Here is a 15978-nt window from a genome sequence, read left to right as displayed (position 1 = left end):
GGTAGATATACGTATCCTCGCGCGCGTGGTAACGAAAAGGTAACGGCTTACGCCGCGCCGAGGTAGACCCGGCTGGCCTGCACGCGGGTGCGGACCTGGAGCTTGTCGAAGATGTGCCCCACGTGCACGCCGACGGTCCGCTCGCTGATGAACAGCCGCCGCCCGATCTCGCGGTTGGTCAGGCCCTCGGCCACCGCCGCGAGCACCTCCCGCTCGCGGTCGGTCAGCGCGGCCAGCTCCCCCTGCACCTCGGCGGCCGGCGCGGCGGAGACGGCGAGCGGCACCCGGGCGCGCTCGGCCACCTGCACGATCTCGGCCAGGAACGGCTTGGCCCCCATGGCCTGCGCGGTCTCGTACGCCTCCCTGAGGGCTGCCGTCGCCGCGGCCCGGCGCGTGCGGCGGGCGAACGACGCCTCGGCCTGCCGCAGCCGGGAGTACGCCCGGGGGTACGGCTGCTTGCGCCTGTCCCACGCGGCGGCCGAGCGGGCCCACAGCTCGGGGTCGCTGCGCTCCTCGATCCGGCTGATCTCGGCGGCGCACAGGTCGAGATAGGCGTCGATCATGGCGCGCACCGGCCCGGTGGCGTCGGCGGCGCCCCGGGCCATGCGGTCGACGACGGACTGCAGGCGGCGCACGGCCAGCTGGTCGACCGGGATCTCGCCGCCGGCCCGGGCCTCCGCCTCGGCGCGCAGGCCGTGCCAGGCCAGGATGCCCAGCAGCACCAGGTCGTCGGACTTCGTCTCGGTCAGCCCGCGCTGCACCGCCGCCCGGGCCACGTCGTGCTGCCCGCGCCACATCGCGTTGCCGGCGCGCAGGGTCAGCATCGGGAAGACGTGCCGGGCGCCGCCGCCGGCCAGGATGGTGGCCACGGCGTCGAGGTCGCGGTCGGCCTTGTCGGCGTCGCCGAAGCCCACATAGAGCCGGCACCGGGCGAGCAGGATCTCGACCGCGTCCGCGCCGGAGGGCCGATGCTTCATCGCGTCGTTGAGCAGCAGCTCGGCCTCGGCCCACTGGCCGATCCGGAAGAGCCCGTTGGCGGCGATCGCCAGCAGCCGGGTCGCGTGGACGCGGCCCTGACCGAGCGCCGCCAGCTTCGCCGCGCCGCGGCGGGCGACGACCACCCCCTCCTCGACGCTGCTGAGCGGGTTGGCGAGCAGCTCGGCGAGGTGCTGATAGGCGATGCCGATGTCGTCGGGGTGCCCGGAGCGCTCGGCGATGGCGACGGCCTGGCGGACGACGGCCAGCCCGGCGTCGGTGTCCTCGCGCAGGGCCAGGCTGACGCCGAGGGCGGCGCTGGCTCGGACCAGGGCGGCGGTCGAGCCCTCGGTGCCCTCGGCCAGGTCGAGGGCCTCGCGGGCCCGGTCGGCGGCGTCGGCGTAGCGGCCCAGCTGCACGAGCAGCTCGGCGAGGTAGGCGGCGGCCCCGGCCTTCTCGTGCGGGGTGCACTCCTCGGCGGCGAGCGCCGCCTCGTATTCGGCCTCGGCGTGGGCCGTGCGCCCGGCTGCCGCCAGATAGCGCGCCCGGCGCAGGTGGATCTCGCACGGCCCGGGCCCGTCCGCCCGCGCCGCCAGCTCCTCGAGCGTGCTCAGCGCGCGCTGGTGCTCCCCGCAGCGGTGGGCGGCCTCGGCGGCGTGGCCCAGCAGCTCGGTCCGCCGCGGGTCCTCGTCGCAGGTCAGCGTGAGGGCCAGCGCCCACTGGCGGAACGCCTCGGCATAGCCGTAGAGCTCCTCGGCGGCCCGAGCGGCGGCCACGACCGACGGCAGGGCGCGGATCGGCTCGCCCGCCCGCTGCCAGTGGTGGGCGAGGCGGGCGTGGTCGTCGTCGCCCGGGGTGGCCTCGATGGCCTCGGCCCAGCGGCGGTGGCGCAGCGCGTGCTCGGCCGGCAGCACCTCCTGCTCGAGGATCTCGGCGACCACCCGGTGCCGCAGCCGGTAGCCGTCGCCGGCGCTGGTCACGAAGCGGTGGGCCACGGCGGCGCGGACGCCCTCCAGCAGCTCCGGCTCGGCCAGCGGCAGGGCCCGGGCCAGCAGCGCGTGCTCGACCGGCTCGACGCCGGCGGCCACGGTGTGCACGACCTCGTGGGCGGTGGGCGGCAGCTCCTCGACCCGGGACAGGAAGATCTCGCGCAGCGTGTCGGACAGCTCGACCCGGCCGTCGCGCAGGTCGCGGGCCAGCTCCTCGGCCACGAAGGGGTTGCCGCCGCTGCGCTTGAAGACGCGGGCGGCGTCCTCGGCCGCGGCGTCCGGCCCGGCCACGGCGGCGACCAGCTCGGCGGTGGCCTCACGATCGAGCGGGGCCAGGTCGATCACCTGGACGCTGCGCAGCCGTCGCAGCTCGGCCAGCACGCGCCGCAGCGGATGGGAGCCGTGCAGCGACTCGGCCCGCACGGCGGCCAGCACGGAGAGGTTGATCTCACCGAGCCCCGCGAGCAGATAGAGCAGGAGCTGACGGGTGCTCCGGTCGGCCCACTGGAGATCGTCGAGCACGAGCAGCAGGCGCCGGCCGCTGGCGAGCTCGCGCAGCTCGTGCGACACCCGCTCGAGCAGCGCGCCCGCGCCGTCGGAGCCGGGGGCGGCCGGGCCGGACCAGGCGCCGGCGTGGCGCAGCGCCTGCAGCACGGGGTGCAGCGGGGAGGCGTCACCGATGTCGAGGCAGGCGCCCCACAGGACCGCGACGTCGTCACCGAGCGTGCTCGCCACCTCGGTGAGCAGCCGGGTCTTGCCGACGCCGCTCTCGCCGGTCACGAAGACCGCCGCGGTGCCCCCCGGACCCGCCCGCAGACCGGCGCGCAGGGACGCCAGGATGCCGGAACGTCCGACAAGTGGCGCGTCATCCCCTTCGCTGGCCATGCGAGGCAGCCTAGTGGTAACGACCGGTCGTCGTTCTCGTCGGTTCGGACTGTTCTCCGTCACGAAATACCGACGGACTCCGTACTGTCGCAGATACGTCATTCTGCCGATCCGGGGTCCGTGACCGGCTGGCACTGTTCTCCACGCCCTAGGCGGGAGAGGAGCGCCAGACATGAACGCAACCGCTGAGTTGAGCTGCCGGCGACAGACCGTCACCGTGCTCTTCATCGACATCGTCGGTTTCACCAGTCTCGTGGAGACGCTGGACTGCGCCGACGTGCACGAGCTGCAGGTGGACTACTTCCGGGCGGTCTCGGCCGTCGTGCGCGAGGCGGGCGGAGTGGTCGAGAAGTTCATCGGCGACGCCGTCATGGCTGTGTTCGGTGCCACATGTCCGGATGCCGGGACGCCGGAGGCGGCGCAGCGCTCCGCGGCGGCCGCCGTCAACGCCGGTCTGCTGGTGCAGGAGGCGCTGCGGGGGCGTCTCCTGGCCGGCCGGCACGCGGTGCGCACCCGGGTCGGGCTCGCCACCGGCGACGCGATCGTCGACCTCGAGGCGACCCGGCAGGGCGGCTACGGCATGGTGCACGGCAGCATTGTGGCCACGGCGTCACGCCTTCAGGCGTACGCTCCGCATGACACCGTCGTGGTGTGCGCGGCCACCCAGGAGGCCAGCGCCGAGGCGGTCGCCTTCCAAGAGCTTCCCCCGGTCTCCGTGGCCGGCAAGCGGGCCCCCGTCGAGCTGTGGCGTGCCCTGCACCCGCGCAACGACCTGGCGGCGGTTCCGGTGCTGCAGGCTTGCGGGTAAAACCTTCAGCACGCCGCCGGGGAGCCGATAGAGGCAAACGTGGGTGCCTCGCCTTCCGTTCCGGCCGAGCCGGCAGCGGCACAGTTCGAACCCGGCGCATATGACGCCGGGCTCGAGGTGCTGGGCGAGATCGGCCGGGGCGCCCAGGCCGTCGTCCACCGCGTCGCCCGCGGCGGCACCGAGTACGCCCTGAAGCAGCTCCTCGCCGACGACCTCGACCCCGACCGGCGCCGTGAGTTCCGGCGCCAGGCCGCCCTGCTCGCGGCGATCACCAGCCCGCACCTGCCGCGCGTGCGCCAGGCCGGGGAGATCGCCGGCCGCCCGTACCTGATCATGGACCTGGTCCCCGGCGAGCCGCTGTCCCGCCGCCTGCTGCGCGGCCCGCTGGACGAGCGGCAGGCCGTCGCGCTCGGCGCCGACCTGGCCTCCGCGCTGCGCGCCGCCCACGAGCACGAGCTCGTGCACCGCGACATCAAGCCCGAGAACGTCCTGGTCACCGAGGCCGGCGCCGCCACGCTGGTGGACTTCGGGCTGGCCACCATGCCCAGCGGCGAGGCCCTCGGCCCCGGCGACGCGATCGCCGGCACCCTGACCTACTGCGCCCCCGAGCAGGCGGGCATGCTCAACCGCCCGGTCGACGCCCGCTCCGACCTGTACGCCCTCGGGGCGGTGCTGTTCGAGTGCGTGACCGGCGCGCCGCCCTTCGCCGCGGACGACGTCGGCGAGCTGCTGCACCTGCACGCCACGGCGCCCGTACCGGATCCGCGGGCCCTGGCCCCGGGGCTCGGGGCGACCTTCGCCGCCATCCTCGTGAAGCTGCTCGCCAAGGACCCCGACGACCGGTACCGCGGTGCCGCCGGGCTCCTCGCCGATCTGCGCCGCCTCGCCGCCGAGCCGGGTGCGGTCTTCGCCCTGGCCGGGGAGGACTGCCCGGCCGTCCGGGCCGAGACGCCGCTGACCGGGCGGGACGCCGAGTTCGCGGCCCTGCGCGACCACTGGGCCCGCGCCACGGGCGGCAACGGCGGTCTCGTGCTGCTGCACGGTCCGGCCGGTGCGGGCAAGACGCGCCTGGCCGCCGAGCTGGCCGCCCACGTGGCGACGACCGGCGGCGTGGTGCTGCGCGGCGGGGCGTCGGCGAGCGACCGCCGGCCGATGGGACCGCTGCGCGCGGCCGTCGACGCGTACGTCCGGGATCTGCTCGTGGCCCCGGGCGGCCGGGAGCGCGCCGCCGAGATCGTGCGCGCCGCGGCCGGCGAGAGTGCCGCCCTGGTCACCAACCTGTCGCCGGCGCTCGACGACCTGCTCGCCGGGCCCGAGCTCACCGGCGAGGTCGGCTTCGGCCGGCACGCCGCGGCGGTCGCCGACCTGCTGACCGGCCTGGCCCGCACGGCCGGCCCGCTGCTGCTGCACCTCGACGACGCCCAGTGGTACGACGAGGGCACCGTCCGCGTCCTGGAGCGGCTCGCCGCCGCCGTGGCGGACGTCCCGTTGCTGGTCGTCGCCACCGCCCGCCGCGACGAGGACAAGCCGTCGCCCGTGCTCGGCCGGCTGACCGCGGTCCGGACCGACGAGATCGGGCTGGCGCCGTTCGGGCCGGCCGACATCGTCGAGCTCATCGCCCGCATGTCCGGCGGCGTCCGGCTCGCCGAGCCGGCGGGCGCCCACATCGCCACGCTCACCGGGGGCAACCCCTTCGCCACCGTCGGGTACGCCCGCGCGGTGATGGACGCCGGCCTGCTGCGACCCGTGTGGGGCGAGTGGGTCGTCGACCAGGACGGCGTACGCGACCTGCAGCTCCCCGCCGACTCCGCCCAGCTCATCCTGCGCCGCCTCGCCGGGGTGGACGAGAGCGCCCGTGACCTGCTGCGCATCGCGGCGGTCGTGGGCACCACGTTCGACCCCGAGGTTGTCGCCGAGGTGGCCGGGGCCGAGCGCCGGGCGACCCTGGACAGCCTCGACGGGGCGATCCGGCAGGGCGTCGTCGAGGCGCGCGACGGGTCCTACCGGTTCGTGCACGAGAGCATCCGGACGGCCGCGCAGGCGGGACTGGCCGCCGGGAAGGTGACCGAGCTGCACGGGCGGATCGCCGACGCGCTGGACGCCCGGGCGGGCTCCGACGCGTACGTGCTGGCCCGGCACTGTGTCCTGGCCGGTCCCGCCGCGGACCCGCAGCGGACGCTGCGCGCCTGCACCGAGGCGGGCGCCCGGGCCCTCGCCGAGCACGCCGCCGACACCGCGCTGACCTGGCTGGAGGCGGCCCGGGCGGCCGCCGCGGCCGGGGGCATCCACCTCAACTGCCGCTTCAAGCAGCTGCTCGGCACGGCGTACCACCACAACGCCCGCTTCGCCGAGGCCGCCGAGACCCTCACCGAGGCGCTCTCCGAGACGTCCGACCCCATGCTGCGGGCCGGGATCCAGCTGCTGCTCGCCCGCGTGCACGAGAGCGCGGGTGCCGGTGCGGCCCAGCTCGACGCGGTCGAGCACGGGCTGGCGGAGCTCGGGCGCACGCTGCCCGCGCACAAGCTGGTCCGGGTGGCCACGACCTTCTGGCTGGTCGTCATCGGCGGCCTGTGCCGGCTGACCGGGCTCGGTTACGGCACCGCGAAGGGTGGCACCCGGGAGCGGCTGCGGCTCGAGGCGACCCTGCACCACTTCGGGGCGTCCGGCGCGATCCGGGTCATGCGGCCGGGACGGGCGTTGCTGCACGGCATGCGTACGGTCTATCCGGTCAACCGGCTGGGCCGCTCCCCGGAGCGGGCCCGCGACCTGGCCGCCCTCGGCGTCGCCCTGCGCTTCCTCGGGCTGCGGCGCCCGGCCGACCGGCTCACCGGCAACGCCGAGCGGCTCGCCGCGCGCCTGGGCGACCCGACGCTGACCGCGCGCGTGGACTGGATGACCGCCGTGGCGATGCACGGCACCGGCGGCGACTCCGGCGAGCGCCTGCGGCGGGTGCTGCACGAGCGCGACCGCTTCCTCGACCCGGGCCTGGTCCTCGACAGCTACTCCCTGCTCGGCTGGGAGGGCCTGCTGCGCGGCGAGGTCGCCGAGGCCGAGGCGGCCACCGCCGGCCGGCTGCGCTGGCAGGACATCACCGGCCACCACGACCGGGCCTGCATGATCGCGGTCGAGGCCGCGCTGCTCGCCCTGCGCGGGCGGGCCGGCGAGGCCCTCACCGAGCTCACCCGGGCCGGCGCGGCCGCCCGCGAGGTGCACGAGATCGTGCACACGATCATGGCCCGGATGGTCGGCGCCCTCGAGCGCGACGACCTGGGCGCGGCCTTCGACGACGCGGTCGCCGAGTTCGAAGGACTGGGCCTGGGCGTCCGCGAGGTGCTGCCGAGCCACCACGGCTTCTACGTCTACCTGGCGTACGGCCGGCTCGAGCAGGCCCGCCGGGCCGCCCCCGCCGAGCAGGAGAAGGCGATGCGCGCCGCCGAGGCCGCCGTCGCGCTGCTCGGCCGGGTCACCCCGCGCCCGCTGATCGCGGCCCACCACCGGATCACCCGCGCGGCCCTGGCGGTGCTCACGCCGGGCGGGGCGGCGTCGGCGCTGGCGCTGCTCACGGAGTCCGAGGAGCTCTTCCGTACGGTCGACGCGCCGCTCACCGCGTACGAGGCGACCCTGGTCCGGGCCCGCGCGCTCGCCGCGTCGGGCGTCCCGGGCGAGGCGGAGCGGCAGGCCTACCTGGCCGCCAGCATCGCCGAGAAGCGGGGCTGGCCGCACCGGGCCCGCAAGGCGGCGGCCGAGTTCCGCATCGACGCGGGGCGCCGCAACCGCCTACCCGTGGCCGCCGGCCGGGGCCGCGAGGGGCAGCGCTGGGCCGCCCTGGAGCAGCTCAGCAACGCCGCCTCGCGGGTGATCGACCCCGAGCGGCTGACCCGCGTGGCGCTGGACGAGACCGTCCGGCTGCTGGGCGCCGAGCGGGCCCTGCTCTTCCTGGTCGACTCGGCGAAGGGCCGGCTCACGCCCTATGTCGGCCGCGACGCCGCCGGGCAGGACCTGACCGAGCTCAAGGGCTACAGCAAGACCGTCGTCAGCAAGGTCCGCCAGAGCCGCGAGCCGCTCGTGGTCACCGGCACCGACGAGGGCGAGGCCCTGGGCGCCGCCAGCGTCGTGCAGTTCGGCCTGCGCAGCATCCTGGTCGCCCCGCTCGAGCTGGACGACCGCCTGCTGGGCGTGGTCTACCTGGACAGCCGGGTCGCCAAGGGCGTCTTCACGGTCGAGGACGCCGACGTGCTCACCGCGATCACGCACCACATCGCCGTCGGCCTGGAGACCGCCCGGGCGGCGCAGCTCGAGGTCGCCGTGGCCGCCGCCAACCGGCAGCGCGACGTCGCCGAGACGCTGCGCCGCGCGATGGCCCGCCTCACCGGCACCCTCGACCCCGAGCTGGTGCTGCGGCGCCTGCTGCTCACCGCCCGCCAGACCCCTGGCGGCGAGCGCGGCTGGCTGCTGCTCGGCACCGCCGAGTCGGCCGAGATCAGCGTGCTGGGCAGCTCCGCCGGCCCGTCGTCGCTGGTCCTGGACGAGCACCCCGAGCTGCGCAAGCTCTTCGAGAACCGGCAGGCCGACCTCACCGCCGGCACCCCGCCGTGGGCGGCCGCGCTGGGCGACTGGGCCGGCACCAGCTGGCTGACCGTCACGCTGGACGACCGGGAGGGCATGGTCGGCGTCCTCATCCTCGCCAGCGAGAAGGAGGGCGTCTACACCGCCGCCGAGCTGGGCGTGGCGGCGGCGCTGGTCAGCCAGGGCATGGTCGCCTACGACAACGCGCGGATGTTCACCCGGATCAACGAGCTGGCCACCACCGACAGCCTCACCGGCGTCGCCAACCGCCGGCGCTTCTTCGAGCTGGCCGAGCGCCAGCTGGTCGCGGCGCTCGACGGCCGGCGGCCGGTCACCGCGCTCATGCTCGACATCGACCACTTCAAGAAGATCAATGACACGTACGGGCACCAGGCCGGCGACGACGTCATCAAAGAGGTGGCCGAGCGGGTGGTGGCGTGTGTCCCGCCGGACGGCATCGTCGCCCGCTACGGCGGCGAGGAGTTCGCGGTGCTGCTGCCCGGTGTCGCGGACGACGGGCCGGCCATCGCCGAGAAGGTGCGCGCCGCGATCGCGGGCACCGAGGTGGACACCCGGATCGGTGACATCCCGGTGACGGTCAGCGTGGGCCTGTCCGTGCTGCGCGCCGACGACACGCCGGACGCGCTGCTGGCCCGGGCCGACGCCGGGCTCTACGAGGCCAAGCAGGCCGGGCGCAACCGTGTCATGGCTCACGATGCGTAGCATTTGACCGCTTTGTCGCGTGGCGGGTCCGTCACCTCCGGTCCCGCCTCACCGATCATGTCGTACCTCCCCGGTAGGCTCGCCGCGTCGTTGACGGCTGTGACTGCTCGGGAGCTGTACCTCGTGACTGCGCAACAAGAGATCCTCTACGGGGCCGATGACCTCACGCACCTCGAGGGCCTCGACGCGGTCCGCAAGCGTCCGGGCATGTACATCGGCTCCACCGACAGCCGCGGCGTCAACCATCTCGCCAACGAGATCATCGACAACGCGACCGACGAGGGCGTGGGCGGTCACGCCCAGCATGTCGCCGTGGTGCTGCACCCCGACGGCTCGGTGCAGGTCGACGACGACGGCCGCGGCATCCCGACCGGCATCAACGCCAAGTCCGGGCTGTCCGGCGTCGAGCTGGTGCTCACCCGGCTGCACGCGGGCGGCAAGTTCGGCGGCTCGGGCTACAAGACGTCCGGCGGTCTGCACGGCGTCGGCGCCTCCGCCGTCAACGCGCTCTCCCTGCGCTTCGACGTGACCGTCAAGCAGCAGGGCAAGGTGCACGAGATCTCCTTCCAGCGCGGCGTGCCCGGCGTCTTCGCCGGCGACGGCCCCGGCGCGAAGTTCACCCCGCAGCCCGGCCTGCGCGTCGCCCGCCGGATGAAGCGCGGCGAGAGCACCGGCACCTCGATCCGCTACTGGTACGACGCCCGTTACTTCGAGACCGGCGCCCGGCTCGACGTCGAGGTCGTCAAGGCCAAGCTGCGCAACACGGCGTTCCTGGTCCCCGGCGTGGAATATGTCGTCGCCGACTTCACCGGCGAGGAGCCGGTCGAGGAGACCTTCCACTTCCCCCACGGGCTCGCCGACATGGTCGAGTTCCTCACCCCGGCCGCCGACAAGCCCGTCTCGGGCATCCTCATGGTCACCGGCGAGGGGTCCTACAAGGAAAATGCCGCCGACGCCAACGGCGTGATGCAGTCCAACGTCGAGCGCAAGGCCGAGATCGAGGTCGCGTTCCGCTGGGGCACGGGCTACGAGCGCACGGTCGAGTGCTTCACCAACACGATCCGCAACATGCACGGCGGCACCCACCGCAAGGGCTTCGAGCGGGCCATGGTCCGCGCCCTCAGCGACGCCGTGCGCAACACCCGGGGCCTGCTCAAGGCCAAGGAGGACGCGCCGGTCCTCGACGACTACCTGGAGGGCCTGACCGCGGTCATCCACGTCCGGGTGCCCGAGCCGCAGTTCACCTCGCAGACCAAGGACGAGCTGTCCACCGCCGGCGTCACCCGCGTCGTGCAGGGCCTCGTCGAGCAGCACCTCAAGCAGTGGATCGACGACCGCAAGACCAAGGTCGAGGCGCGCACGGTCCTGCAAAAGGTCGTCGACGCCGCCCGCGTGCGCCTCACGCAGAAGCAGCAGAAGGACGCGGCCCGCCGCAAGACCGCCCTCGAGGGCGCGTCGATGCCGCCCAAGCTGGTCGACTGCCGGGCCACCGGGATCAGCCGCAGCGAGCTCTACATCGTCGAGGGCGACAGCGCGCTCGGCACGGCCCGCATGGCCCGCAGCTCCGAATACCAGGCGCTGCTGCCGATCCGCGGCAAGATCCTCAACGTGCAGAAGGCCAGCCTCCAGCAGGTCCTCGACAACGCCGAGTGCTCGGCCATCGTGCAGGTGCTCGGGGCGGGCTCCGGGCGCACGTTCGACATCTCCACCATGCGCTACGGCCGCGTCATGATCATGGCCGACGCCGACGTCGACGGCTCGCACATCCGCACGCTGCTCATCACGCTCTTCGCCAAGTACATGCGCCCGGTCATCGAGGCCGGCCGGCTCTACGCGGCGATGCCTCCCCTGCACAAGGTGAGCACCAAGGGCCGGTCGGGCGAAACCGTCTACACCTACACCCAGCAGGAGATGGAAGCCACGGTCGGCCGCTTCGAGCAGGCCGGCAAGAGCGTCAACAAGCCGGTGCCCCGCTTCAAGGGCCTGGGTGAGATGGACGCCGACGAGCTCTGGGACACGACCATGAACCCCGCCTCGCGGACGGTGCGGCGGATCACGCTCGACGACGCCGAGCGCGCCGAGGCGACCCTCGAGCTGCTGATGGGGGAGCGGGTCGAGCCCCGCAAGAACTGGCTCATCGGTGCCGCCGGCCGCATCGACCAAGACACGATCGACGCCTGAGGAACGGGTAGCCATGGCACGCCGCAAGAACGAGAAGACCCGGGTCGATCTGTCGGCCTTCGACCAGGCCGGCGCCCGGGTGATCGACAACCCGCTCACCACCGAGGTGGAGGACTCCTATCTGGAGTACGCCTACTCGGTCATCCACAGCCGCGCGCTGCCCGACGCCCGGGACGGGCTCAAGCCTGTCCACCGCCGCATCCTGTTCTCCATGCAGGAGCAGGGGCATCGACCCGACCGTCCCTATGTGAAGTCGGCCCGCGTCGTCGGCGACGTGATGGGCCGCTATCACCCCCACGGCGACGTCGCGATCTACGACGCGCTGGTCCGTCTGGCCCAGGACTTCACGCTGAACGTCCCGTTGATCGACGGCCACGGCAACTTCGGCAGCCCCGACGACGGCCCCGCCGCCGCCCGTTACACCGAGGCGCGCATGTCCCGCGAGGCGATGCACCTCGTCGGGGAGCTGGGCGAGGGCACGGTCGACTTCAAGGCCAACTACGACGGTTCCGAGCTCGAGCCTGTCGTCCTGCCCGCCGCCTATCCCAACCTGCTGGTCAACGGCACGTCGGGCATCGCGGTCGGCATGGCGACGAACATGATCCCGCACAACCTGGGCGAGGTCGTGGCGGCCGCGCGCTGGCTCATCAAGCACCCCGGCGCCACGCTCGACAAGCTCATGACCTTCGTGCCCGGCCCCGACCTGCCCACGGGGGGTCAGCTGCTCGGGCTCGACGAGGTGCGCCGGGCGTACGAGACCGGGCGTGGTGTGGTCCGCATGCGCGCCAAGGCGACGACCGGCCCGCTCGAGGGCGGCCGGGGCCGGCAGGCCATCACGGTGGTCGAGCTGCCCTACGGTGTGGGCAGCGAGAAGATCATCGAGGCGATCACCGACGAGGTGAAGGGCAAGCTCTACGTCTCGGGGCCGAAGAAGGGCCAGCGCCAGGCCGCCCGGCTGCAGGGCATCGCCGACGTCAAGGATCTCACCGACCGCGAGCACGGCACCCGGCTGGTCATCGAGTGCAAGGTCGGCGTCAACCCGCAGGCCCTGCTGGCCGACCTCTACCGGCTGACCCCGCTGGAGACGTCGTTCGGCATCAACAACCTGGTGCTGGTCGACGGGCAGCCGCGCACGCTGGGGCTCAAGGAGCTGCTCGAGGTCTTCCTGGCCCACCGCTATGACGTGGTCACCCGGCGCACGACCTTCCGCCGCACCAAGCGTCAGGACCGGCTGCACCTGGTCGACGGTCTGCTCATCGCGCTGATCGACATCGACCGCGTGGTCGCGATCATCCGGGGCAGCGACGACGCGGCGGCGGCCAAGGCGTCGCTGATGAGCGAGTTCGGGCTCAGCGACATCCAGGCGACGTACATCCTGGACACCCCGCTGCGCCGGCTCACCCGCTTCGACCGCATCGAGCTGGAGACCGAGCAGGAGCGGCTCAACGCCGAGATCGCCGAGCTGTCGCGCATCCTCGACAACGAGGACGTCCTCAAGCAGGTGGTCTCCGACGAGCTGGCGGCGGTCGTGAAGGAGTTCGGCTCCCCGCGCCGCACCACGCTCATCGACGGCGACCTCAAGGAGGTGCTCGCCGCGTCCGCGCCGGCCGGCCCGCTCGAGGTGGCCGACGACCCGTGCCAGATCATCCTGTCCGCGACGGGGCTCATCGCGCGTACGGCCGCCGAGAGCGAGGAGGCCGCCGAGGGCCAGCAGCGCAGCGGCCGGGGCAAGCACGACGCCGTCCGCGCCGTGGTCCACGCGACCGCGCGCGGCCGGATCCTGCTGATCACCAGCCGGGGCCGCGCCTTCAAGACGGACGTCCTGCCCCTGCCGGTCCTCCCCGAGCAAACCGGCACCGTCTCGTTGCGGGGCGGCATGTCCGCCTCCGAGCTGATCCCGCTGGAGAAGGGCGAGCGCGTCGTCGGCCTCGCCCCGCTCACCCCGGGCGACTCGCCCGGCCTCGCCCTGGGCACCCGCCGCGGCATCGTCAAGGTGTGCGCCCCCGAGTGGCCGGTCCGCTCCGACGAGTTCGAGGTCGTCACCCTCAAGGACGGCGACGAGGTCCTCCAGACCACCTGGCTCACCGACGGCGGCGAGGCGTTCGTCTTCGTCACGTCCGACGCGTCACTGCTGCGCTTCCCGGCCAAGCTGGTCCGCCCCCAGGGCCTCAAGGGCGGCGGCATGGCCGGCGTCAACGTCGCCCCCGACGCCGAGGTGCTGTCCTTCAACGTGGTCGACACCCGCGACCACGAGCATGGCGAGCCCATGGTCGTCACCGGCACGAGCACCCAGGTCAAGCTGACCCCGTTTGCGTCCTACCCGGCCAAGGGCCGCGCCACGGGCGGCGTCCGGGTGCAACGCTTCCTCAAGGGCGAGGACAGGCTCACCGTCGCCTGGGTCGGCCCCCGCCCGGTCGGCGCCGGCACCAACGGCGACCCGATCGACCTCCCGGAGCCGGACGGGCGCCGCGACGGCTCCGGCACGCCGGTCCCGATGAGCCCCCAGATCGTCGGCCACCTCATCGAGCGCGGCTGACCGTTCCGCATCGCCGGCGGCATCTCTCGCATCGCCGGCGCCGCCCGGGTGGGTCTCCCGCCCGGGCGGCGCTCCTTGCGACTTCTTCCGCCGCGCTCTCACCTGGCCGAGTCGCCGCGGTTTCCCGTCCGGGCGGCGCCGGTCGGTCGGCCCCGCCGCATCGAGGTCATCCACCCCGCACCCGGCTGCGGCCTATCGCGGGTCGAGTCGCTGACGCACGCTGGTCCACCACCGGGGGATGCGTGGTGCCGCTTCCGTCAGCGGACCGCTGGCGGAAGCCTCCTCATCGACCACCCGAGGCGCCGGATGGTCGACCTCGTCGCCGGGCGCCTTGCGGTCCACCAGCTCGGCGAGGAGCACCTCGATCGTCTCGCGGTACTGCTTGATCAGCGAGATGCGCAGCTCGTCGCGCACCAACGGCTCGAAGGACTCGTAGTCCGCGACGATGGCGCGCTTGAACTGAGTGGCCGACACGTTGAACCGCTGGACGTCGGAGGGCTTGATGACGCCCGCGCGAAGCAGCGAGGCCAGCCTCTCGGCCGCGGGCTCCTCGATGGCTTCCCGCAACAAAGCCTCCAGGTCCCCGGATCTCATCGCCGGCCGAGGTCCAGGAACAACTGGCGGATCTCCGCCTCCCCCTGGATCTCGCGGATGCGCATGGAGACCCGGGCGCGCTGAGCCGTGACCTCGATCGCTGTCCTGAGGTCTTCGGCCCCTCCCACCAGGGCGGCCACCGCTCCGCGAGGTCGGGCCTGAACGCGGGAGTCGTCCTGCATTTCCCCATAGATGTCGTAGCCCGTCTTCACGGTGCTGATCACCACCGCTTGCACGGCCGCGGCGATCGGTGTGTGCAGTGCCTCGACGATGGCGCGAGCCATGGCGTGCCCGGCGCTGGACGAGACAGTGCGGTGCATGCCACCGCCGTCCACGCGCAGTTCCACGTCTTTCCAAGGTTCCACGGTGCCTCGAATCTTCGTACTCGATCGTCGGTGATCAGTCGCGGAACGCCCACAGCGCGCCCACAGCGAACAGAGCGGAGAGAACAACGGCGGCCCCGATGCCCTGGATCATCCAGCTGAGACACCCCGCCCCGAAAACCTGCAGCAGGGCCAGCCAGCGGATGCTGCCCGCGTCCCCGCCCGTGGCCCGGCGCTCCCGGCTCAGGAGCGCGACCATCGGGAACGCGACGATCTGGCGCACCGAGCGGCTCGGGCCGTCGGCCGGCAGGGCGGTGAACGCCGCGATCAAGAGCCACCGGACCGCGGCGACGAGCAGGCCTGCCGCTCCGAACAGGACCAGATAAATTGTGGACGGTGGAAGCCATCGCCGTGCGTGACGGGTGGCCGGTACGTGTGCCGGAGCGTGGAGCGGAACCCTCACGGAAAGCAACGTCGTTCGCCTTCTCGGAGCGGCGGACTCGTCGGCCGCACCGGCGTCGCGGTCCCCCTTGGCTGTGTCGCCGCTGCCCCCTGGCTCCTGCCGCCGGGTAGCGAAGATCCGCGAGCCGATGACTCCGGCGCCCGCCTCGACGCCTTGCGGAGGAGTCTTCGGAGGCGCCGGCCGGGTCGCCGAAGATCGCCGGGAGCCTGCCGGCTCCGGCCCTCGCCGCCGGCATCCGGGTGGTCTGGCTCGACTGCGACGTCCATCGCGGGGAGGGGGCCAACTTTGCTCTTCGGCGCCTACCCTGCGCACGGCGATCCCGGCGAGATCGCCGTGCGCCCCGCCGTGCACTGCGCCCTGCCGTCCATCGCGGTGTGGGTGCAGGCGGAATCAGGCCGCCGGGCGGGTGGCTTTGCCGTCGAGCCAGAGTTCGGTGGAGTCGTCGCGGTGGGTGCCGTCGGTGCCGACGTGTTTGTCGCTGATGGTGGGGCCGTTCTTGAGGACGTGCCACAGGGCCATGGCGTGGCCGCGGCCGATGTCGTAGTCCTCCTTGAGCCAGGCCGCCACGTCGCCGGCCTTGGCCTGCGGTGGTTCGAGGCCCTTGTCGTGCGCGATGGCGATCAGCTGGCGCGGGGTCTTGCCGGTCTTGTCCTCGATCGCGTCGAGATAGGCCTGGAACGACATGAGTCATCTCCTCGCTCACGTGCCGGTGTCTTCAGGCCGCAGGCTACCGCCCGGGAACGAGGTCATGACATCGGCCGAAGGCGCCCCGGCATGGCGAGCCGCCAGCGCTGTAGCGGAACCACGTCGGCGAAGGCGACGGTCGCCACCATCACGGCGGGCCACTGCAACGCGACGGCGGGCCATCCCGACCGCGGTCGCCATGATTGTGACCGCGGCGGCGGGCGTCACGACTGCGGTGGCGGACAGAGAGG

The 15978-nt window shown here is 73.5% G+C and carries 9 protein-coding genes; 4 read left to right on the top strand and 5 right to left on the bottom strand.

Annotated features, from left to right (window positions below):
* Positions 1-47 precede the first annotated feature (47 nt).
* The gene (locus tag RAN62_RS00045; RefSeq protein WP_305782309.1) at positions 48-2849 is read right to left on the bottom strand and encodes a helix-turn-helix transcriptional regulator; all 2802 of its coding nucleotides are present in this window, start codon (positions 2847-2849) and stop codon (positions 48-50) included.
* A gap of 172 nt (positions 2850-3021) precedes the next feature.
* Between RAN62_RS00045 and RAN62_RS00040 the strand changes: the two genes are divergently transcribed.
* The 4 genes from RAN62_RS00040 to RAN62_RS00025 all read left to right on the top strand — a co-directional run bounded on the left by RAN62_RS00040 (position 3022) and on the right by RAN62_RS00025 (position 13663).
* Positions 3022-3657, top strand: a complete 636-nt coding sequence (locus RAN62_RS00040) for an adenylate/guanylate cyclase domain-containing protein (RefSeq protein WP_305782308.1) — start codon at positions 3022-3024, stop codon at positions 3655-3657.
* A 39-nt stretch (positions 3658-3696) separates the two neighbouring features.
* Positions 3697-8946 carry a diguanylate cyclase gene (locus RAN62_RS00035; protein WP_305782307.1) on the top strand — a complete coding sequence of 1750 codons (5250 nt, stop codon included), beginning with the start codon at positions 3697-3699 and terminating at the stop codon, positions 8944-8946.
* A 123-nt stretch (positions 8947-9069) separates the two neighbouring features.
* Positions 9070-11127, top strand: coding sequence for a DNA gyrase/topoisomerase IV subunit B (locus RAN62_RS00030; RefSeq protein WP_305782306.1), 2058 nt, complete (start codon positions 9070-9072; stop codon positions 11125-11127).
* A gap of 13 nt (positions 11128-11140) precedes the next feature.
* A complete protein-coding gene (locus RAN62_RS00025; RefSeq protein WP_305782305.1) occupies positions 11141-13663 on the top strand; it encodes a DNA gyrase/topoisomerase IV subunit A in 2523 nt (840 codons plus the stop codon).
* 192 nt (positions 13664-13855) lie between these two features.
* Here RAN62_RS00025 and RAN62_RS00020 read toward each other — a convergent pair whose 3' ends face one another.
* From RAN62_RS00020 to RAN62_RS00005, 4 genes are all read right to left on the bottom strand, one after another.
* Positions 13856-14257, bottom strand: coding sequence for a hypothetical protein (locus tag RAN62_RS00020; protein WP_305782304.1), 402 nt, complete (start codon positions 14255-14257; stop codon positions 13856-13858).
* Entirely contained in the window at positions 14254-14604 is a 351-nt protein-coding gene (locus RAN62_RS00015) for a hypothetical protein (protein WP_305782303.1), read from the bottom strand. Before RAN62_RS00015 ends, RAN62_RS00020 begins: the two co-directional genes overlap by 4 nt.
* 52 nt (positions 14605-14656) lie before the next feature.
* Positions 14657-14911, bottom strand: coding sequence for a hypothetical protein (locus RAN62_RS00010; RefSeq protein WP_305782302.1), 255 nt, complete (start codon positions 14909-14911; stop codon positions 14657-14659).
* 522 nt (positions 14912-15433) lie between these two features.
* Positions 15434-15727 (bottom strand): DUF4287 domain-containing protein, encoded by a 294-nt coding sequence (locus RAN62_RS00005; protein WP_305782301.1) that lies wholly within the window; start codon positions 15725-15727, stop codon positions 15434-15436.
* Positions 15728-15978 lie beyond the last annotated feature (251 nt).

The organism is Symbioplanes lichenis (assembly GCF_030709675.1).
Classification (GTDB): Bacteria; Actinomycetota; Actinomycetes; order Mycobacteriales; family Micromonosporaceae; genus Actinoplanes; species Actinoplanes lichenis.
This window is presented reverse-complemented; position numbering and strand designations above follow the sequence as displayed.

Coding starts and splice junctions, on each gene's coding strand:
- RAN62_RS00045 (WP_305782309.1), bottom strand. CDS start 2,849: ATGGCCAGCGAAGGGGATGACGCGCCACTTGTCGGACGTTCCGGCATC.
- RAN62_RS00040 (WP_305782308.1), top strand. CDS start 3,022: ATGAACGCAACCGCTGAGTTGAGCTGCCGGCGACAGACCGTCACCGTG.
- RAN62_RS00025 (WP_305782305.1), top strand. CDS start 11,141: ATGGCACGCCGCAAGAACGAGAAGACCCGGGTCGATCTGTCGGCCTTC.
- RAN62_RS00020 (WP_305782304.1), bottom strand. CDS start 14,257: ATGAGATCCGGGGACCTGGAGGCTTTGTTGCGGGAAGCCATCGAGGAG.
- RAN62_RS00005 (WP_305782301.1), bottom strand. CDS start 15,727: ATGTCGTTCCAGGCCTATCTCGACGCGATCGAGGACAAGACCGGCAAG.